This is a genomic window from Escherichia sp. WS33 (genome assembly GCF_046486385.1).
Taxonomy (GTDB): domain Bacteria; phylum Pseudomonadota; class Gammaproteobacteria; order Enterobacterales; family Enterobacteriaceae; genus ECMA0423.
The window spans coordinates 56856-75669 of record NZ_JBJQLJ010000017.1 but is presented as its reverse complement, the minus strand read 5'-3'; the positions used below and the strand labels follow the sequence as shown (position 1 = coordinate 75669).

Below are 18814 nucleotides of genomic sequence, written 5' to 3'. Positions count from 1 at the left end.
AGTCATGCGTGTACTGGGTATTGAAACTTCCTGCGATGAAACCGGCATCGCCATTTACGACGATGAAAAAGGTTTGTTAGCCAACCAATTGTATAGTCAGGTGAAATTGCACGCTGACTACGGCGGCGTCGTGCCTGAACTGGCCTCCCGCGATCACGTGCGCAAAACCGTACCGTTGATCCAGGCGGCGCTAAAGGAGTCTGGCTTAACGGCAAAAGACATTGATGCTGTGGCCTATACCGCAGGCCCTGGATTAGTCGGCGCACTGCTGGTTGGCGCAACCGTGGGGCGTTCTCTGGCGTTTGCCTGGAACGTTCCGGCAATCCCGGTACACCATATGGAAGGGCATCTGTTAGCGCCGATGCTGGAAGATAACCCGCCGGAATTTCCGTTTGTCGCGCTGCTGGTGTCCGGCGGTCATACGCAGTTAATCAGCGTGACTGGCATTGGTCAGTACGAGCTGCTCGGCGAGTCTATCGATGATGCCGCCGGTGAAGCGTTTGATAAAACCGCGAAGCTGCTGGGGCTGGATTATCCTGGCGGACCGTTACTGTCGAAAATGGCGGCTCAGGGTACTGCCGGGCGCTTTGTTTTCCCGCGTCCGATGACCGACCGTCCGGGGCTGGATTTCAGCTTTTCTGGTCTGAAAACCTTTGCGGCGAACACGATTCGTGACAACGGCACCGACGACCAGACGCGTGCTGATATCGCCCGCGCCTTTGAAGATGCGGTGGTCGATACGTTGATGATTAAGTGTAAGCGAGCGTTGGATCAGACGGGCTTTAAGCGACTGGTCATGGCGGGCGGCGTGAGTGCTAACCGCACGTTACGGGCGAAGCTGGCGGAAATGATGAAAAAACGCCGCGGCGAAGTGTTCTACGCGCGTCCGGAATTTTGTACTGATAACGGCGCGATGATCGCCTATGCCGGAATGGTGCGGTTTAAAGCAGGCGCGACGGCGGATCTCGGCGTTAGCGTGCGTCCGCGCTGGCCACTGGCAGAGTTACCGGCTGCGTAAAACTATCCGGTGCCGGAGAGCAATTTCCGGCACCGTCCTCACTTAAAGCAACACCGCGGGCATCCACAGCAAGCCGGTAATCACCAGCAACACGAGGAATATCAGTCCAAAAATCGCCCCCAGTCGCCAGTAATCCACCGTTGGCAGATAACCACTACCGTAGTAAATCGGACTGGGTCCGGTGGCGTATGGTGTAAGAATGCTCCCCAGACCAATTGCCGCGCCAACCATCAGGCAGAACACCGGCAGCGGGATTTCCGGCATCGCCAGCGCAGCGGCAATCATCATCGGTGCGAGGGCGGAGGTATACGCCGTGGCGCTGGCGAAAAAGTAGCGCAGCAGATAAAACACCACAATCAACGCCACCATCACCATCGTTGGCGAATAACCGCTTAAGCTGCCTGCTAACAGTTTGCCAAACCAGCTAATAAAACCGGTGTTGTTGAGTCCGGTAGCGAGGGTGATAAGCGAGGCCAGCCAGAAGAAAACGTTCCACGCCGCTTTATTACTGACAATGTCGTCCCAACTGATAATGCGCAGAAGCAGCATCAGTGCCACCACGCTGTAACCGACCATCGCGGCATCGATATAATCACCGCCGAAAATCCACAGCACCAGCGCGCCTACCATCAGCCCCAGCATCCGTTTTTCACGCGAACAGAGCGGGCCCATTGCCTGCAGTTCCGTCTCTGCCCAGCGCGGCACCTGATCGCCAGACTTCAGTACCGGCGGGTACAGCACATAAGCCAGCCAGGGAACCAGCAGCACCAGCAAAATACTGAGCGGCAACATCCCGAGGAACCAGTCGCCCCAACTCAGCGTGGCGTGAGATGCGCTTTTCATCAGTCCAATTAACAGCAAGTTTGGTGCCATCGCCGTCAAGAAAATGGCGCTGGTCACGCAGTCGGCAACAATCCCCATCCACATGATGTACGAGCCAATGCTGCGCGAACTGCTGTCGTTTGGTTGTGATTGATAGAGCGGTGGCAGGTTACGGATGATGGGATAGATAATCCCCGCACCACGCGCCGAGTTGGACGGTGTTACAGGTGCGAGGATCAGCTCGGAGAACATCACCGCATAGCCGAGAAACAGCGTGCGATGTCCCATCTTTTTCACCAGAAACAGCGCAATGCGGCGTCCAAGCCCGGTTTTTTCATAGCCTGTGCCAAACATAAAGGCGGCGAAAATCAGCCAGATAACCGAATTAGAAAAACCGGAAACCGCCCACGAGAGGGATTTTGCAGTGAATTTAAAGCCTGGCTGGGCGAGCTGTTCGGGGCTGAACAGCAGCCAGGGAGAGAGTATGGCGATGATGGAGATACCCACCATCGCCACCACGGCACCCGGCACGGGTTCGAGGATCAGTCCAACGATCACGCCAGTAAAAACGGCAAAGTAGAGCCAGGTATGGTTCTCCAGCCCTGCGGGAACCGGAAGTAGAGCAATAATGGCGATGACCGCCAGCGGCGCAAGATATCGCCACCATTCAGTGGAAGGTTTCATCGTGTTATGCCTGCGAAAAAGGAGAGGGGTGAGCCTCTCCGGGAGGGTTATTTGATGTAATGGACGTGCTCGCAGATCTCTTCCACGATGGGATCGCGGCGTTCGGCGAACAGCTTTTTGTTTTCGGCTATCAGGTTGTTGCCGTGGGTATCAATAGAGACAATCAGCGGGCCGAACTCTTTGACCCGGCAGACCCACAGTGACTCCGGCATCCCGAGTTCTGTCCAGTGCACTTCTTCAATCTCTTCTACCTGGGTTGCCGCCAGCACCGCGCAGCCTGCCGGGAAAATCACATGTAGCGCCTTGAATTTCTGGCAGCCTTCTTCGGTCAGCGGCCCCATACCACCTTTGCCAACCACCAGTTTCACGCCGGTCTGCTCGATAAATTCACGTTCAAAACTTTCCATACGCATACTGGTTGTCGGGCCAACGGAAACCATCTCCCATTTATCGCCGTTTTTGCGCACGATGGGGCCAGCGTGGAAAATCGCTTTGCCGTTGAGATCGTAAGGGATCGGACGTTTCAGTTCGATCAAGCGGCGGTGACAAACGTCACGGCAGGTCACCAGCGTACCGGTCAGGTAGATCACATCGCCGACGCGAATATCTTGCAGATCTTCAGCTTTGATCGGGGTTGTCAGGATCTTTTTCATAACGCGCTCCGGGTGTGAGACAGATTTTCAAAGGTGAGATCGGCATGAACCAGCAGTGTGCCGCGACGATGCGCCCAGCAGCCTGTAGAAACAGCAACGCCGATGGTTGACGGATGGCGGGCGGCAGATTCGATATGCACGCCCATCACTGAACTGTTGCCAGTCAGCCCTTGTGGGCCAATTCCCAGACGGTTGAGTCCTTCTTCCAGGCGTAGCTCCAGCTCTGCCGCTTTTGGATTGGGATGGCGGCTGCCAATCGGGCGCAAAATGGCTTTTCGCGAGAGCACGGCGGCGGTTTCCACCGAGGTGGCGATGCCCACGCCCACCAGTACCGGTGGACAGGCGTTTACGGCGAGGGTGGAGATATTTTCGAAGACGAATTTCACTACGCCTTCGTAGCCTTCTGACGGCATTAACACTTTCGAGCGGCCAGGTAGCGTGCAGCCGCCGCCTGCCATGTAAACTTCGATTTCCGCATCGTCATTGTCGGGGATGATGTCCCAGGTGACCCACGGTACGCCGCTACCGGTATTTTTGCCGGTGTTTACTTCGTCAAAAATTTCTACCGCATTGTGACGTAGTGGCGCTTTGACGGTTGCCTCTTCCACGGCTTGTTTGAGTATGCTTTGCAGCTCGCCAAGCAGTGGGAAGCGGGAACCGACTTTAACGAAGAACATAATCTCCCCGGTGTCCTGACAGGCAGGACGATTCAGGTCAATCGCTTTTTGCATGTTGTCGAACATCGTATGGTAGATAATTTTCCCCATCGACGACGTTTCGGCATCCTTTAGCTGTTTTAGTTTATCCACCACGTCATCAGGCATTCGGGTAGAAATCATGGCGGTAAAGTTAGCGACAATCTCTGTCAACTTATTCACTGCCTGTTGCTTATTACTTTCGCTCATCATGGCAACTCCAGTTTTTGTATTTGTCTGGAAAAATTCACCGCCACAAACTACCACTAAAAATGTGGTTTTATATTTTTTGCCACCGTGAATATGTAATTAACAGTTCGTGAATCAACGCGAAAATAAGAATGAATATTGCGCCAGAGCAGGGAATGGCAATGTTTTGCGAAATACACTGCGCTTATCACAACTGCGGATAATTAACGATGCTGAATAGCTGGCCTTTAGCCAAAGACTTGCAGGTACTGGTAGAAATCGTCCACAGCGGGAGTTTTAGCGCCGCAGCGGCGACGCTTGGGCAGACGCCTGCATTTGTCACCAAGCGGATCCAAATCCTTGAAAATACGCTGGCAACAACGCTGCTGAACCGCTCCGCTCGCGGCGTGGCGCTGACTGAAAGTGGCCAACGTTGTTACGAACATGCGCTGGAAATCCTCACCCAATATCAGCGACTGGTCGATGACGTCACGCAAATCAAAACGCGCCCGGAGGGGATGATTCGTATTGGCTGTAGTTTTGGTTTTGGGCGCAGCCATATTGCGCCAGCCATTACCGAACTTATGCGCAATTATCCTGAGTTACAGGTGCATTTTGAATTGTTCGATCGGCAAATTGATTTAGTGCAGGATAATATTGATCTGGATATTCGTATTAATGACGAAATTCCTGATTATTATATTGCGCATCTGTTAACGAAAAATAAAAGAATATTATGCGCAGCACCTGAGTATCTGCAAAAATATCCGCAGCCACAATCATTACAGGAATTAAGTCGTCATGACTGTCTGGTGACCAAAGAGCGCGATATGACCCACGGAATATGGGAGTTGGGGAACGGTCAGGAGAAAAAATCGGTGAAGGTTAGCGGGCATCTTTCCTCCAATAGCGGCGAGATAGTGTTGCAATGGGCGCTGGAGGGCAAAGGGATTATGCTGCGTTCCGAGTGGGATGTGTTGCCGTTTCTGGAGAGTGGCAAACTGGTGCAAGTATTGCCGGAGTATGCACAAAGCGCCAATATCTGGGCTGTTTACCGGGAGCCGCTCTATCGCAGCATGAAATTACGTGTCTGCGTGGAATTTCTGGCGGCATGGTGCCAGCAACGGCTGGGCAAGCCCGATGAAGGCTATCAGGTCATGTAGATCCACCAGAAATCACTCGGGATCCTTTTCGCGCTTTCTTTTGAATTTCGTCCAGATTTTTGTCTCCTGACGACGCCACAGACGCTGGATGTTGTCATGATGACGCAGCAGGATCAGGCAAGAGAGCATCGAAACCGGGAAGGTGAATTGTGGCTTAAACCACCATACATAAAACGGAGCAATCAGTGCACTGACAATCGCTCCCAGCGACGAGTATCCGCTCAATAGCACGGTCAGTAACCAGGTTCCCGCCATTACTCCGGTGAGATCCCAGCCAATGGGTGCGATGGCACCAAAAGCGGTAGCAACGCCTTTTCCTCCTTTAAATCCGAAGAAAACGGGCCAGATGTGTCCAAGACAGGCGGCGATGGCAATTAAGCCTAGCCAGAAGGGGCTGACACCTAATTCATACGCGCCCCAGACGGGCAACATTCCTTTCAGAACGTCGAAAATCAGTACTGCTACGGCTGCTCCCTTGCCACCGATACGTAACACATTGGTTGCGCCTGGATTGCCGGAGCCGCTGGTTCGCGGATCGGGCAGCCCACACAAGCGGCAAACCAGAATGGCACTGGAAATGGAGCCGCAGAGGTACGCGATGAGGATCATTCCAGGCGCGATTGCACTCATAAGCTGTTCCGTTTTGAAAATTCGTGTTCAACGATGAATCTGTGGATAATACGCACATTTCGCCGGAAGTGGTATCCGGTTAGCCAAAAAGCAGGCAGGACGTGATGGATATTGTATTTATAGAGCAACTTTCGGTAATCACCACTATTGGTGTTTACGACTGGGAACAGACCATCGAACAGAAGTTAGTGTTCGATATCGAAATGGCATGGGATAACCGTAAAGCGGCGAAAAGTGATGATGTGGCGGATTGCCTCAGTTACGCTGACATTGCAGAAACGGTGGTCAGCCACGTCGAGGGGGCGCGTTTTGCGCTGGTGGAACGCGTGGCTGAAGAGGTGGCGGAGCTGCTGTTAGCACGCTTCAACTCGCCGTGGGTGCGTATCAAACTCAGCAAGCCAGGCGCAGTGGCGCGGGCGGCGAATGTTGGCGTAATCATTGAGCGTGGCAATAATCTGAAAGAAAATAATTAATTTTACAGCTGTTAAACCAAACGGTTATAACCTGGTCATACGCAGTAGTTCGGACAAGCGGTACATTTTAATAATTTAGGGGTTTATTGATGAGCGATATGCACTCGCTGCTGATAGCGGCAATATTGGGTGTGGTCGAAGGATTGACAGAATTTCTGCCGGTATCCAGCACGGGCCATATGATTATTGTCGGTCACTTGTTGGGGTTCGAGGGCGACACGGCGAAAACCTTTGAAGTTGTGATCCAGTTAGGATCAATTCTGGCGGTAGTAGTGATGTTCTGGCGGCGTCTGTTTGGCCTGATTGGCATCCACTTTGGCCGCCCGTTGCAGCACGAAGGAGAAAGCAAAGGTCGTTTAACGCTGATCCACATTTTGCTGGGGATGATTCCGGCGGTGGTACTGGGGCTGTTGTTCCACGACACGATTAAGTCATTGTTTAACCCGATAAATGTGATGTATGCACTGGTCGTTGGCGGTTTGTTGCTGATTGCCGCCGAATGCCTGAAGCCGAAAGAGCCGCGTGCGCCGGGTCTTGATGATATGACCTATCGTCAGGCGTTTATGATTGGCTGTTTCCAGTGTCTGGCGCTGTGGCCTGGTTTCTCCCGTTCCGGGGCCACCATTTCAGGTGGGATGCTGATGGGCGTGAGCCGTTACGCTGCTTCCGAGTTCTCGTTCCTGCTGGCGGTACCGATGATGATGGGCGCAACGGCGCTCGATCTCTACAAAAGCTGGGGCTTCCTGACAACCGGCGATATCCCGATGTTTGCCGTTGGGTTTATCACCGCTTTTGTGGTGGCGCTGATAGCGATTAAAACCTTCCTGCAATTGATTAAGCGCATTTCGTTTATCCCGTTCGCCATTTATCGCTTTATTGTGGCGGCTGCGGTGTACGTCGTGTTCTTTTGATTGAGAAAAGGTTCGGGAGCAGGCCTGGTTTTCTCCCTCGCTCTGTAGGGAGAGGGCCGGGGTGGGGGTGATTGTTCGCACCGGTGCTGGTCTGTTCCCCTCACCCTAACCCTCTCCCCGAAGGGGCGAGGGGATGGTTCGTGTTAACGTTTAGTTTTATACTCAGTCAGGCTTTGGGCAACGTTGTTCCTTCCAACTGGCTACCGCCGCAATCCGCCGTCGGGTCAGCTCCTCGCGAATCTCCACACCTTTAAATCCCGCTTCAACGACCGCTTTTGTCGGCACTGACTGCGCCACTTCCCAGGCTTCGCGCAACCAACGGCCTTGCGGGTAGTCCGCTGATTCAAAACCGGTTCTGCCGCGCACGTCAGCCTCGCTGGTCAGCGCCAGTTGCTCGACACGCTGCGGTTTACGCCAGGCATCGATGGAATCAAACAATTTGACGATAGTTTTTGGGTTCAGCATTGGGAAGGTGTGGATGAGATCGTGAAACTCAGCCACCAGTCTGGCTAAATCGCGAATTTCATTTGGCACGCGCAGACGCTGGCAGAGTTGTTCCACTAATTTCACACCCGCCGGACCGTGACCATGATGACGCGGCCAAAGTTCTGGCGGCGTCAGTCCTTTACCGAGATCGTGGCATAAAGTTGCGAAACGGACATCGACCTGCGGACTCAGCATCGCCGCCATTGAGAGCGTCATTAAGGTATGAATACCCGTGTCGATTTCCGGATGCCACCTGGCAGGGGCCGGAACGCCAAACAGTGCGTCAATTTCCGGGAATAAAACGCGCAGTGCGCCACAATCGCGCAGTACCTGGAAGAACACCTGTGGATTGCGGGTGGTGAGGGCGCTTTCCGTCTCTTTCCATACCCGTTCAGGCGTCAGGTGTTCCAGTTCACCCGCATGGGTCATCTCGCGCATCAGCGTCAGAGTTTCATCGGCAATACGAAAACCGAGGTGGGCATAACGCGCAGCAAAACGCGCCACGCGCAGAACGCGTAACGGATCTTCGCCAAAAGCGGGGGAAACATGGCGCAACAGACGATTTTGCAGATCGCCCAGACCGTTGTACGGGTCGATAATCTCGCCGTTATCGTCCTGGGCCAGCGCATTAATGGTCAGATCGCGACGCTTAAGATCATCTTCCAGCGTGACATCCGGTGCGGCATAGCAAGTAAAACCGGTGTAACCGGAACCGGATTTCCGTTCGGTACGTGCCAGCGCATACTCTTCATGCGTTTGCGGATGCAGAAACACAGGAAAATCGCGGCCTACCTGCTGGTAGCCCGCGTCGAGCATCTCCTGTGGCGTACTGCCGACCACCACCCAATCTCTGTCTTTGACCGGTAGCCCTAACAATGCATCCCGAACAGCACCACCGACCAGATAAATCTTCACGCCATCATCCCTTCGTCAAATACACAATTCCTAATAATAAGACAGTGCAACGAAGAAGGCGATTTAGTTCATCCAGCGATCTTTGCGTTTGCGCGTTGGGATCAGGTGTGGCAGTACCAGACCGAGCAGCAAGCCAAGCCCCAGCACGCCACCGCCATACATAAACCATTGCATGATGATGGTGCGCTGTTTGTCATCCAACTGTACGCTGGCGGCATCGACCTTTTTCTGCGCGACAATCAGCTCGTTTTTCAATTTCTGATTTTCTTCTTTTAATCCGTTGATCACGCTGTCGCTCTGCGCCACTTTTTGCTGCATTTCTGCGGTGCGCTGATTCCAGGTGTTATCGATATTGGTGAGTTTATCGGTCAGGGTTTTGACCTGATTTTCCAGATCTGGCACACGGGAGCGCAGGCTTGGCTCAGTGCTAAGTTGTTTCAACGGGATCCAGGCGGTACGGCCAGAGCTGTCTTTCACCTGGGCATAATTGGTGTTGGCGTCAGTTTGTAATAAGGTCACTTCCTCGCCGGCGTTAACCGTGCCCACGAGGCGATAATGATCTCCCGGACCGCTACGGACCCAGGTATTCAGTTCATCAGAAACATAGCGCGTTTCTTCAGCGTGTGAGACGGCAGTGGCGCTAAGTGCGAGTAAAGTTAATCCGATCAGGCGTAATTTTGGCATCAGGCTGTCGTTATTGTCATGGAAAGTGGAACGATAGTAGTGGCATCAGTGTCGCTACGCAAAGCATTCGACATCAATCGGAATCCTCTGTGTCAGGTCTTGCCACTGCTTCAAACTTTTACGCCCGTCAAATTGCCCGTTGCATGGCAATTTGGCGCAAAATACTATCTACTGACAAAAAAGATCGTATTAAGTTCGCCGTTCATCGTCACTTATGTGACATAACCGATAAGTAAAGGCCATGGCTCAGGAAATCGAATTAAAGTTTATTGTTAATCACAGTGCCGTTGAGGCGTTGCGTGACCATCTCAATACGCTGGGCGGCGAGCACCATGACCCCGTGCAGTTACTGAATATTTACTACGAAACGCCGGATAACTGGCTGCGTGGGCACGATATGGGCTTACGTATTCGTGGCGAAAACGGTCGCTATGAGATGACCATGAAAGTTGCAGGAAGAGTGACAGGCGGCTTACACCAGCGCCCGGAATATAACGTGGCGTTGAGCGAACCGACGCTCGACCTGGCGCAGTTACCGACGGAAGTCTGGCCGAACGGCGAATTGCCCGCCGATCTCGCTTCCCGCGTACAACCGCTGTTCAGCACCGATTTTTATCGCGAAAAATGGCTGGTGGCGGTCGATGACAGCCGAATTGAAATCGCTCTCGATCAGGGGGAGGTGAAAGCGGGGGAATTTGCTGAACCTATCTGTGAGCTGGAACTGGAACTGCTTAGCGGCGACACGCGCGCGGTGCTGAAACTGGCGAACCAACTGGTATCGCAAACCGGATTACGCCAGGGCAGCCTGAGCAAAGCGGCGCGTGGCTATCATCTGGCGCAGGGCAATCCGGCGCGTGAAATCAAACCGACCACCATTTTGCATGTTGCGGCAAAAGCCGATGTGGAACAGGGGCTGGAAGCGGCGCTCGAGCTGGCGTTAGCGCAATGGCAGTATCATGAAGAACTGTGGGTACGCGGCAACGATGCGGCGAAAGAGCAGGTGCTGGCAGCCATTGGCCTTGTTCGCCATGCACTGATGCTGTTCGGTGGCATTGTGCCGCGTAAAGCGAGCACTCACTTACGTGATTTGCTGACTCAATGCGAAGCGACCATCGCTTCTGCGGTTTCTGCCGTGACGGCGGTCTACTCTACCGAAACGGCAATGGCAAAGCTGGCGTTGACCGAATGGTTGGTAAGCAAAGCCTGGCAGCCGTTTTTAGATGCCAAAGCGCAGAGTAAAATGAGCGATTCCTTCAAACGCTTTGCCGATATCCATCTTTCCCGCCATGCCGCTGAACTGAAAAGCGTTTTCTGCCAGCCGTTGGGCGATCGCTACCGTGACCAGTTGCCACGTCTGACGCGTGATATTGACTCAATACTGTTGCTGGCGGGTTACTATGATCCTGTCGTCGCGCAAGCCTGGCTGGAGAACTGGCAGGGGCTGCGTCACGCTATTGCGACCGGGCAACGCATTGAAATTGAACATTTCCGTAATGAGGCAAACAATCAGGAACCGTTCTGGTTGCACAGCGGAAAACGTTAATCAGGCAAGGATAAAATCGCTTATGAAGCCGCTCTCTTCACCGTTACAGCAGTACTGGCAGACCGTTGTTGAGCGGCTGCCAGAGCCTTTAGCCGAGAAATCACTTAGCGCACAGGCGAAGTCAGTACTTACTTTCAGTGATTTTGTGCAGGACAGCGTGATTGCGCATCCAGAGTGGCTGACGGAACTGGAAAGCCAATCGCCGCAGGCTGATGAATGGCAGCATTACGCGGCATGGTTGCAGGAGGCGCTCAGCAATGTGAGTGACGAAGCCGGGTTAATGCGCGAGCTGCGGCTATTCCGGCGGCGCATTATGGTGCGCATCGCCTGGGCGCAAACGCTGGCTTTGGTTACTGAAGAGAGCATATTGCAGCAGCTCAGCCATCTGGCGGAGACGCTGATTGTCGCCGCGCGTGACTGGCTGTATGACGCTTGCTGCCGCGAGTGGGGAACGCCGTGCAATGCGCAGGGCGAAGCGCAACCGCTGCTGATTTTAGGCATGGGTAAGCTGGGCGGTGGGGAACTGAATTTCTCCTCAGATATCGATCTGATTTTTGCCTGGCCGGAACATGGTTGTACGCAGGGCGGACGCCGGGAACTGGATAACGCGCAGTTTTTTACCCGCATGGGGCAGCGGCTGATTAAAGTGTTGGATCAACCAACGCAGGATGGCTTCGTCTATCGCGTGGATATGCGGCTGCGTCCGTTTGGCGAAAGTGGCCCGCTGGTGCTGAGCTTTGCCGCGTTGGAGGATTATTACCAGGAGCAGGGGCGCGACTGGGAGCGTTACGCGATGGTCAAGGCGCGGATTATGGGCGATAGCGAAGGCGTCTATGCTAACGAGTTGCGTGCGATGCTGCGCCCGTTTGTTTTCCGTCGTTACATCGATTTCAGCGTGATTCAGTCGCTGCGCAACATGAAAGGGATGATTGCCCGTGAAGTGCGTCGACGTGGTTTGACCGACAATATCAAACTCGGCGCAGGCGGCATTCGCGAAATTGAATTTATCGTTCAGGTGTTCCAGCTCATTCGCGGTGGGCGCGAACCGTCGCTGCAGTCGCGCTCTTTACTGCCAACGCTCAGCGTCATTGCCGCGCTGCATCTGCTTTCTGAAAACGATGCTGAACAATTGCGAGTGGCGTATCTGTTCCTGCGGCGTCTGGAAAACCTGCTGCAAAGCATTAACGACGAACAAACCCAGACGCTTCCTTCTGATGAGCTTAACCGTGCGCGGCTGGCGTGGGCGATGGACTTTGCTGACTGGCCGCAACTGACCGGGGCGCTGACCGCACATATGACCAATGTGCGCCGGGTGTTTAATGAATTGATTGGCGACGACGAAAGTGAAACTCAGGAAGAGTCGCTGTCGGAACAGTGGCGTGAGCTGTGGCAGGATGCGTTGCAGGAAGATGACACTACGCCAGTGCTGGCGCATCTTAGCGAGGATGATCGCAAACAGGTGCTAACGCTGATTGCCGATTTCCGCAAAGAGCTGGATAAGCGCACCATCGGGCCGCGAGGACGTCAGGTGCTCGACCATCTGATGCCGCATCTGCTAAGTGATGTCTGTGCGCGTGAAGACGCTGCCGTTACGCTGTCGCGCATTACCGCCTTGCTGGTGGGGATTGTTACCCGCACCACCTATTTAGAATTGCTCAGTGAATTCCCCGCGGCGCTTAAACATTTGATTTCTCTGTGTGCCGCGTCGCCGATGATTGCCAGCCAACTGGCGCGTTATCCATTATTGCTGGATGAATTGCTCGATCCAAACACCCTTTACCAGCCGACGGCGACCGATGCCTACCGCGATGAGTTGCGCCAGTATTTGCTGCGCGTGCCGGAAGATGACGAAGAGCAACAGCTTGAGGCGCTGCGTCAGTTCAAACAGGCGCAGCTGTTACGCATCGCCGCAGCGGATATCGCTGGTACGCTACCGGTGATGAAAGTGAGCGATCACTTAACCTGGCTGGCAGAGGCTATGATAGATGCCGTCGTTCAGCAGGCGTGGGTTCAAATGGTGGCCCGCTACGGTAAGCCAAATCACCTCAACGATCGCGAAGGCCGTGGTTTTGCGGTGGTCGGCTACGGCAAGCTGGGCGGCTGGGAGTTAGGCTACAGTTCCGATCTTGACCTGATCTTCCTCCATGATTGCCCAATGGATGCGATGACTGACGGCGAGCGGGAAATCGACGGGCGACAGTTTTATCTGCGTCTGGCGCAACGCATTATGCATCTGTTCAGTACGCGTACCTCTTCCGGCATTTTGTATGAAGTGGATGCACGGCTACGCCCGTCCGGGGCCGCGGGAATGCTGGTGACATCCGCAGAAGCATTTGCCGATTATCAGAAAAACGAGGCCTGGACGTGGGAACATCAGGCGCTGGTGCGTGCGCGGGTAGTGTACGGCGATCCGCAGCTCACCGCGCACTTTGACGCGGTGCGTCGCGAGATTATGACGCTGCCGCGTGAAGGTAAAACTCTGCAAACGGAAGTGCGGGAAATGCGCGAGAAAATGCGCGCTCATCTCGGCAATAAACATCGCGATCGCTTTGATATCAAAGCTGATGAAGGCGGAATTACCGATATCGAATTTATTACCCAATATCTGGTGTTGCGCTACGCTCATGAAAAACCGAAGTTAACGCGCTGGTCAGACAACGTGCGCATTCTGGAACTACTGGCGCAAAACGACATTATGGAAGAGCAGGAAGCGATGGCGCTGACCCGTGCTTATACTACGCTGCGCGATGAACTTCATCATCTGGCATTACAGGAATTGCCGGGCCATGTGCCGGAGGATTGCTTCACCGCAGAGCGTGAACTGGTGCGGGCAAGCTGGCAGAAGTGGCTGGTGGAAGAATGAAGTATGGTATTATCGCGCGCAAATTTTGAATCTCTCAGGAGACAGGAATGAAAGTAACGCTGCCAGAGTTTGAACGTGCAGGAGTGATGGTGGTTGGTGATGTGATGCTGGATCGTTACTGGTACGGTCCCACCAGCCGTATCTCGCCGGAAGCGCCGGTGCCCGTGGTTAAAGTCAATACCATCGAAGAACGTCCGGGCGGCGCGGCTAACGTGGCAATGAACATCGCTTCTCTCGGTGCCAATGCTCGCCTGGTCGGGCTGACGGGCATTGACGATGCGGCGCGTGCGCTGAGTAAATCTCTGGCCGACGTCAACGTCAAATGCGACTTCGTTTCTGTACCGACGCATCCGACTATCACCAAATTACGGGTACTTTCCCGCAACCAACAGCTGATCCGCCTGGATTTTGAAGAAGGTTTCGAAGGTGTTGATCCGCAGCCGCTGCACGAGCGGATTAATCAGGCGCTGAGTTCGATTGGCGCGCTGGTGCTTTCTGACTACGCCAAAGGTGCGCTGGCAAGCGTACAGCAGATGATCCAACTGGCGCGTAAAGCGGGCGTTCCGGTGCTGATTGATCCAAAAGGTACCGATTTTGAGCGCTACCGCGGCGCTACGCTGTTAACGCCGAATCTCTCGGAATTTGAAGCTGTTGTCGGTAAATGTAAGACCGAAGAAGAGATTGTTGAGCGCGGCATGAAACTGATTGCCGATTACGAACTCTCGGCTCTGTTAGTGACCCGTTCCGAACAGGGTATGTCGCTGCTGCAACCGGGTAAAGCGCCGCTGCATATGCCAACCCAGGCGCAGGAAGTGTATGACGTTACCGGTGCGGGCGACACGGTGATTGGCGTCCTGGCGGCAACGCTGGCAGCGGGTAATTCGCTGGAAGAAGCCTGCTTCTTTGCCAATGCGGCGGCTGGCGTGGTGGTCGGCAAACTGGGAACCTCCACGGTTTCGCCGATCGAGCTGGAAAATGCAGTGCGTGGGCGCGCAGATACCGGCTTTGGTGTGATGACCGAAGAGGAACTGAAGCTTGCTGTAGCGGCAGCGCGTAAACGCGGCGAAAAGGTGGTAATGACCAACGGTGTCTTTGACATCCTGCACGCCGGGCACGTCTCCTATCTGGCAAATGCTCGCAAACTGGGTGACCGTCTGATTGTCGCTGTGAACAGCGATGCCTCCACCAAACGGCTGAAAGGGGATTCCCGCCCGGTAAACCCACTCGAGCAGCGTATGATTGTGCTGGGCGCACTGGAAGCAGTCGACTGGGTAGTGTCGTTTGAAGAAGACACGCCGCAGCGTCTGATCGCCGGGATCCTGCCAGATCTGCTGGTGAAAGGCGGCGACTATAAACCAGAAGAAATTGCCGGGAGTAAAGAAGTCTGGGCCAACGGCGGCGAAGTGCTGGTGCTCAACTTCGAAGACGGTTGCTCGACCACTAACATCATCAAGAAGATCCAACAGGATAAAAAAGGCTAACCGGAAAGCGGTTCACAGATCTCGCTTCGTAGCAGGCAGGCCTATTGACGCTGTTGTTTTTTCAACCTAAAGTAAAGGAACAAGGGTAAGGGAGGATTTCTCCCCCCTCTGATCAGTTGTTAGTAAGTCGGGAAACTTAACAGTAACAACACAACCAGTATGATGACGAACTTCATCATAACCCTTTCCTTCTATAAGGCCCCTTCCTCGGGAGGGGCTTTCCCGTTTCAGCCCCTTGCTGACTCCCCGATTGTTGATGAGCGCCGGACCCCGCGCAACGCTTTCCCTGAAGCAGTTTTGCCTTCCCCGAGCGGTCACGCAAAACGCTGCAACGTCCTGAGCATTTGCACCTTTTAGCGGAACGCAGATATAAAAAATCCCCGGCTTTTTGGGCCAGGGATATGTGTTAATGAAACCTTCTTGACGCTGATTTTTTTTCAACCTAAAGTAAAGGAACAAGGGTGAGGGAGGATTTCTCCCCCCTCTGATTGGCTGTTAATAAGCTGCGAAACTTACGAGTAACAACACAATCAGTATGATGACGAGCTTCATCATAACCCTTTCCTTCTGTAAGGCCCCTTCCTCGGGAGGGGCTTTCCCGTTTCAGCCCTTTGCTGACTCCCCGATTGTTGATGAGCGCCGGACCTCGCGCAACGCTTTCCCAGAGGCAGTTTTGCCTTCCCCGAGCGGTCACGCAAAACGTTGCAACGACCTGATCATTTGCAGTTTTTAGCGGAACGCAGATATAAAAAATCCCCGGCTTTTTGTGCCAGGGACGTTCATAGCTGAAAATTTATTCTACGTTTTCGGCGACGGGAGTTGTTGAGGTTAAGGGTGAAGTCAATGCCGCCAGTGAGCCGCCTGAAACGCCAATTTCATTGAGCAAGGAGTCAATCAGCGGTGCCTGTGTGCGGTAAGAGAGAGCGGCTGATAATGCTTGTTCCGCCAGGTTTCCGCCCCCCACATTACCCGTGTTTGCATCACCCGCAGCGCTGCCACGATTCAGACCATCGACCTGAATAATCTTGATACCGTCAATAGATTTCATCGGCTCAACGGATTTTTCTATTACCGCAGGTAGCGCCTGCAACAAGGCCAGTTTGAATTTAAGGCTGGTTTGTTCATCAGAAAGTACGTTGATAGCATCGTTCAGCGCACGTTGTGCTTCTGCTTCCGCCAGACCCTTTTTACGTGTAGCTTCGGCTAACTCAACGATAGCCGCCGCCTGCATCTCTGCGGCTTCTTTTTCTGCTTTCGCCCGCACGGTCAGTTCAACCGCTTTGGTTTCTGCATCCTGCGCGGCAGCGATTAGGGCAACTTGTTTAGCACGATCGGCTTCTGCGGTCTGGCGAGTGGTTTCTACGTTTTGTTGCGCACTTACTGCTTCTGCGAGTGCAAGGTTAGCACGCGCTTCTGCCTGGGACTGTTGTTCCGATTTGGCGGCAATAGCGATCGATTTCGTCTGGTTGGCGATTTCGGTGACCTGCTGTTGTTCGATCTCTTTAATACGAACTTCACGTTCAGCCTCAACCTTTCTTGAGCGGACGGCCTGCTCGCGCTCGATCTCCGTTTCCTGAATTTGTCGTTCAGCCAGAATTCGCGTCTGCTCTGCTTCACGACGACGTTCAGCTTCAAAAGCCGCAATACGTGCATTCTGTTCGGCAGTACGGGTTTTAACCTGCTGCTCCTGCTCAAGCGTCATAAACGCTTCTTGTTGTTCAATCTCCAACTTGCGCGAAAGTGCATCACGGTTTTTCTCACGCACCGCAACTTCTACATCCTGTTCAACTTCGTTACGTTCGCGACGACGGCGCTCCGTCTCCTGAGTCAGTTTGGTTAAACCTTCGGCGTCAAAGGCATTGTTCGGATTGAAATGTTCTTTCGAGGTCTGGTTAAAGTTGGTAAGTGAAACGCTTTCCAGCTCAAGACCGTTTTTCGACAGGTCTTCTGCGACAGTATTTTGTACTCCCTGCACGAAGTTCTCGCGGGTATCCTGTAACTCATGCATGGTCATTTGTGCAGCTGTTGCACGGAGGGCATCGACAAATTTATCTTCAACCAACATACGTAAGTCTTCTGGTGATAGCGTGCGTTGCCCCAACGTCTGCGCCGCAGTGGCGATGCCTTCTACAGACGGTTTTACCCGTACAAAGAAAGCGACTACTACATCAACACGCATACGATCTTTCGTAATCAGGCTATCAATGGTTGAGCGGCTGACTTCCAGCTTCAGAGTATTCATATTGATGGGGATTATTTCATGAAAGATCGGCATCACGATTGCGCCACCGCTCATCACCACTTTTTGCCCACCTAAACCAGTACGAACAAAAGCTTGCTCTGCCGAAGCGCGACGATAGAGCCTGGCGAAAATAATTCCAATAATAAACAGAATGCATACGGCAATAATCGCGGTAAACATCCAGGAGGGCACAGAATTAACAATATCATCCATTATTAAATTTCCTTTTGATTAATAAATTACAATATTTGTGGCCAGGGATTGTTTTCCGCCAAATATCGCGTTGCAGAAAGTCGGCAAATAATTAACACTTTGTCTCCTTTAGTGAAAAATTTTCCTTCTTCAGGCTCCAGTAGTAAATAATGTATTTGGCCAAATTGATCGGTGAGTTTTCCTTCGCAGGGATTACCTGAAGTGGCTTGATGACCGGTAATTAATGCCATGCTACCAATATATTCTTCTTCTGTAATAGCTGAACTATGGTCGCGTGGAATCCAGGGCGCAACTATTTTACCGGTATAATGCACCGCAATAATCGTAAACAGTAAACTGACAGGAACCACGAACAGGTTCGACAGTGGTGATTGCCAGACCATGATGCAGGCATGCTGCAACAGGATGCCAATAAGACCAAAAAAACCAGCCAGCAAGCAGAGAACGACGAGAGCTGGCAATCTTCCGATATTGAGATAATGAAGTGCCTGGCTAATATGACCTGTGGTTATGGAATCATAATGGTCAAGATGTGCATCAAGAGCACCGGAGAGCATGTGACCGCAGATAAGCGCTAAAATTTCTAAAAGGCCGATCAACAGTACAAAGGAAATAGCGAAAAGATAAGGGGTATTATAGTCGGCGAATAAAATCATATGTCACTCCAATGTCCATTTAGTGACGCAATATTTACTTTGGGATAGTTTCCTTGCTTACATTTATCTTTGTTAATAATAACACATGTTAGAGAAGTTCTGGAAGAGAAAGTTTTTTAATATGGTTTTTTATTTTTCACTAAAAAGTGTGATCGGGGACAATATATTTACGCACGTTATGTTTAAAGGCACTACACTGATTGGGGAATACTGAAATCAGAAAAAGCATATGGCCTTAAAAGGTATGCGATAACCGGAGGATGTGCTTATGGATCATAGTCTTAATTCTTTAAATAATTTCGATTTCCTGGCGCGTAGTTTTGCCAGAATGCACGCAGAAGGTCGCCCGGTCGATATTCTTGCCGTTACTGGTAACATGGATGAAGAACATAGAACCTGGTTTTGCGCACGTTATGCCTGGTATTGTCAACAGATGATGCAGGCAAGAGAGCTGGAGTTAGAGCACTGATATAACGGGCCTGATGGCCCGTTT

Annotated in this window: 18 protein-coding genes; 8 read left to right on the top strand and 10 right to left on the bottom strand. The window is 52.8% G+C overall.

Translation table 11 applies throughout. The features are described 5' to 3' along the window. Positions 1-4 precede the first annotated feature (4 nt). Positions 5-1018, top strand: coding sequence for a tRNA (adenosine(37)-N6)-threonylcarbamoyltransferase complex transferase subunit TsaD (tsaD, locus tag ACJHXA_RS15050; protein ID WP_001264365.1), 1014 nt, complete (start codon positions 5-7; stop codon positions 1016-1018). A 42-nt stretch (positions 1019-1060) separates the two neighbouring features. Here tsaD and ttdT read toward each other — a convergent pair whose 3' ends face one another. Genes ttdT through ttdA form a run of 3 tightly spaced genes read right to left on the bottom strand, consistent with a single transcriptional unit; the run spans position 1061 to position 4085 of the window. Further along, positions 1061-2524 carry an L-tartrate/succinate antiporter gene (gene ttdT, locus ACJHXA_RS15045; RefSeq protein WP_001560764.1) on the bottom strand — a complete coding sequence of 488 codons (1464 nt, stop codon included), beginning with the start codon at positions 2522-2524 and terminating at the stop codon, positions 1061-1063. A 47-nt stretch (positions 2525-2571) separates the two neighbouring features. Then, positions 2572-3177: a L(+)-tartrate dehydratase subunit beta gene (ttdB, locus tag ACJHXA_RS15040; RefSeq protein ID WP_000722957.1), complete on the bottom strand. Its 606-nt coding sequence runs from the start codon at positions 3175-3177 to the stop codon at positions 2572-2574. Then, entirely contained in the window at positions 3174-4085 is a 912-nt protein-coding gene (ttdA, locus tag ACJHXA_RS15035; RefSeq protein ID WP_000986797.1) for a L(+)-tartrate dehydratase subunit alpha, read from the bottom strand. Before ttdA ends, ttdB begins: the two co-directional genes overlap by 4 nt. 206 nt (positions 4086-4291) lie before the next feature. Between ttdA and ttdR the strand changes: the two genes are divergently transcribed. Further along, positions 4292-5224, top strand: coding sequence for an L-tartrate utilization transcriptional activator TtdR (gene ttdR, locus ACJHXA_RS15030; protein WP_000935206.1), 933 nt, complete (start codon positions 4292-4294; stop codon positions 5222-5224). Between the two features lie 12 nt (positions 5225-5236). Here ttdR and plsY read toward each other — a convergent pair whose 3' ends face one another. Beyond that, positions 5237-5854, bottom strand: coding sequence for a glycerol-3-phosphate 1-O-acyltransferase PlsY (gene plsY, locus ACJHXA_RS15025; protein ID WP_001272796.1), 618 nt, complete (start codon positions 5852-5854; stop codon positions 5237-5239). 104 nt (positions 5855-5958) lie between these two features. Here plsY and folB point away from each other — a divergent pair, with 104 nt between their 5' ends. Both folB and bacA read left to right on the top strand, forming a co-directional pair. After that, complete coding sequence (folB, locus tag ACJHXA_RS15020) at positions 5959-6327, top strand: bifunctional dihydroneopterin aldolase/7,8-dihydroneopterin epimerase (protein WP_001295541.1); 369 nt, start codon at positions 5959-5961, stop codon at positions 6325-6327. Between the two features lie 89 nt (positions 6328-6416). Then, complete coding sequence (gene bacA, locus ACJHXA_RS15015; protein WP_001305111.1) at positions 6417-7238, top strand: undecaprenyl-diphosphate phosphatase; 822 nt, start codon at positions 6417-6419, stop codon at positions 7236-7238. A gap of 162 nt (positions 7239-7400) precedes the next feature. Here the strand turns inward: bacA and cca are convergent, their stop codons facing one another. After that, positions 7401-8639, bottom strand: a complete 1239-nt coding sequence (gene cca, locus ACJHXA_RS15010; protein WP_000708501.1) for a fused tRNA nucleotidyltransferase/2',3'-cyclic phosphodiesterase/2' nucleotidase/phosphatase Cca — start codon at positions 8637-8639, stop codon at positions 7401-7403. Positions 8640-8702: 63 nt separating this feature from the next. Beyond that, positions 8703-9323, bottom strand: a complete 621-nt coding sequence (locus tag ACJHXA_RS15005; RefSeq protein ID WP_001125332.1) for a TIGR04211 family SH3 domain-containing protein — start codon at positions 9321-9323, stop codon at positions 8703-8705. 241 nt (positions 9324-9564) lie between these two features. On the opposite strand from ACJHXA_RS15005, the gene ygiF reads away from it, so the two are divergent. Genes ygiF through hldE form a run of 3 tightly spaced genes read left to right on the top strand, consistent with a single transcriptional unit; the run spans position 9565 to position 15210 of the window. Beyond that, positions 9565-10866 carry an inorganic triphosphatase gene (gene ygiF, locus ACJHXA_RS15000; RefSeq protein WP_000046270.1) on the top strand — a complete coding sequence of 434 codons (1302 nt, stop codon included), beginning with the start codon at positions 9565-9567 and terminating at the stop codon, positions 10864-10866. A gap of 22 nt (positions 10867-10888) precedes the next feature. Beyond that, positions 10889-13729 carry a bifunctional [glutamate--ammonia ligase]-adenylyl-L-tyrosine phosphorylase/[glutamate--ammonia-ligase] adenylyltransferase gene (gene glnE, locus ACJHXA_RS14995; protein ID WP_001298736.1) on the top strand — a complete coding sequence of 947 codons (2841 nt, stop codon included), beginning with the start codon at positions 10889-10891 and terminating at the stop codon, positions 13727-13729. Between the two features lie 47 nt (positions 13730-13776). Then, positions 13777-15210, top strand: a complete 1434-nt coding sequence (hldE, locus tag ACJHXA_RS14990; RefSeq protein ID WP_000869178.1) for a bifunctional D-glycero-beta-D-manno-heptose-7-phosphate kinase/D-glycero-beta-D-manno-heptose 1-phosphate adenylyltransferase HldE — start codon at positions 13777-13779, stop codon at positions 15208-15210. A gap of 119 nt (positions 15211-15329) precedes the next feature. Here the strand turns inward: hldE and ibsE are convergent, their stop codons facing one another. The 4 genes from ibsE to ACJHXA_RS14970 form a co-directional block, all read right to left on the bottom strand. Then, entirely contained in the window at positions 15330-15389 is a 60-nt protein-coding gene (gene ibsE, locus ACJHXA_RS14985; RefSeq protein WP_001387082.1) for a type I toxin-antitoxin system Ibs family toxin, read from the bottom strand. 316 nt (positions 15390-15705) lie between these two features. Further along, complete coding sequence (locus tag ACJHXA_RS14980; protein ID WP_001387081.1) at positions 15706-15765, bottom strand: type I toxin-antitoxin system Ibs family toxin; 60 nt, start codon at positions 15763-15765, stop codon at positions 15706-15708. A 238-nt stretch (positions 15766-16003) separates the two neighbouring features. Next, on the bottom strand, positions 16004-17665 hold the full coding sequence (locus tag ACJHXA_RS14975; RefSeq protein WP_000341046.1) for a flotillin family protein: 1662 nt from the start codon (positions 17663-17665) through the stop codon (positions 16004-16006). A gap of 26 nt (positions 17666-17691) precedes the next feature. Then, positions 17692-18321 carry an OB-fold-containig protein gene (locus tag ACJHXA_RS14970; RefSeq protein ID WP_000599947.1) on the bottom strand — a complete coding sequence of 210 codons (630 nt, stop codon included), beginning with the start codon at positions 18319-18321 and terminating at the stop codon, positions 17692-17694. A 268-nt stretch (positions 18322-18589) separates the two neighbouring features. Between ACJHXA_RS14970 and glgS the strand changes: the two genes are divergently transcribed. Continuing rightward, entirely contained in the window at positions 18590-18790 is a 201-nt protein-coding gene (gene glgS, locus ACJHXA_RS14965) for a cell surface composition regulator GlgS (RefSeq protein WP_000350095.1), read from the top strand. Positions 18791-18814 lie beyond the last annotated feature (24 nt).

Coding starts and splice junctions, on each gene's coding strand:
- ACJHXA_RS14970 (WP_000599947.1), bottom strand. CDS start 18,321: ATGATTTTATTCGCCGACTATAATACCCCTTATCTTTTCGCTATTTCC.
- folB (WP_001295541.1), top strand. CDS start 5,959: ATGGATATTGTATTTATAGAGCAACTTTCGGTAATCACCACTATTGGT.
- ACJHXA_RS15005 (WP_001125332.1), bottom strand. CDS start 9,323: ATGCCAAAATTACGCCTGATCGGATTAACTTTACTCGCACTTAGCGCC.
- ygiF (WP_000046270.1), top strand. CDS start 9,565: ATGGCTCAGGAAATCGAATTAAAGTTTATTGTTAATCACAGTGCCGTT.
- glgS (WP_000350095.1), top strand. CDS start 18,590: ATGGATCATAGTCTTAATTCTTTAAATAATTTCGATTTCCTGGCGCGT.
- ttdB (WP_000722957.1), bottom strand. CDS start 3,177: ATGAAAAAGATCCTGACAACCCCGATCAAAGCTGAAGATCTGCAAGAT.
- glnE (WP_001298736.1), top strand. CDS start 10,889: ATGAAGCCGCTCTCTTCACCGTTACAGCAGTACTGGCAGACCGTTGTT.
- hldE (WP_000869178.1), top strand. CDS start 13,777: ATGAAAGTAACGCTGCCAGAGTTTGAACGTGCAGGAGTGATGGTGGTT.
- ACJHXA_RS14975 (WP_000341046.1), bottom strand. CDS start 17,665: ATGGATGATATTGTTAATTCTGTGCCCTCCTGGATGTTTACCGCGATT.
- bacA (WP_001305111.1), top strand. CDS start 6,417: ATGAGCGATATGCACTCGCTGCTGATAGCGGCAATATTGGGTGTGGTC.
- plsY (WP_001272796.1), bottom strand. CDS start 5,854: ATGAGTGCAATCGCGCCTGGAATGATCCTCATCGCGTACCTCTGCGGC.
- ttdT (WP_001560764.1), bottom strand. CDS start 2,524: ATGAAACCTTCCACTGAATGGTGGCGATATCTTGCGCCGCTGGCGGTC.
- ttdR (WP_000935206.1), top strand. CDS start 4,292: ATGCTGAATAGCTGGCCTTTAGCCAAAGACTTGCAGGTACTGGTAGAA.
- ttdA (WP_000986797.1), bottom strand. CDS start 4,085: ATGATGAGCGAAAGTAATAAGCAACAGGCAGTGAATAAGTTGACAGAG.
- tsaD (WP_001264365.1), top strand. CDS start 5: ATGCGTGTACTGGGTATTGAAACTTCCTGCGATGAAACCGGCATCGCC.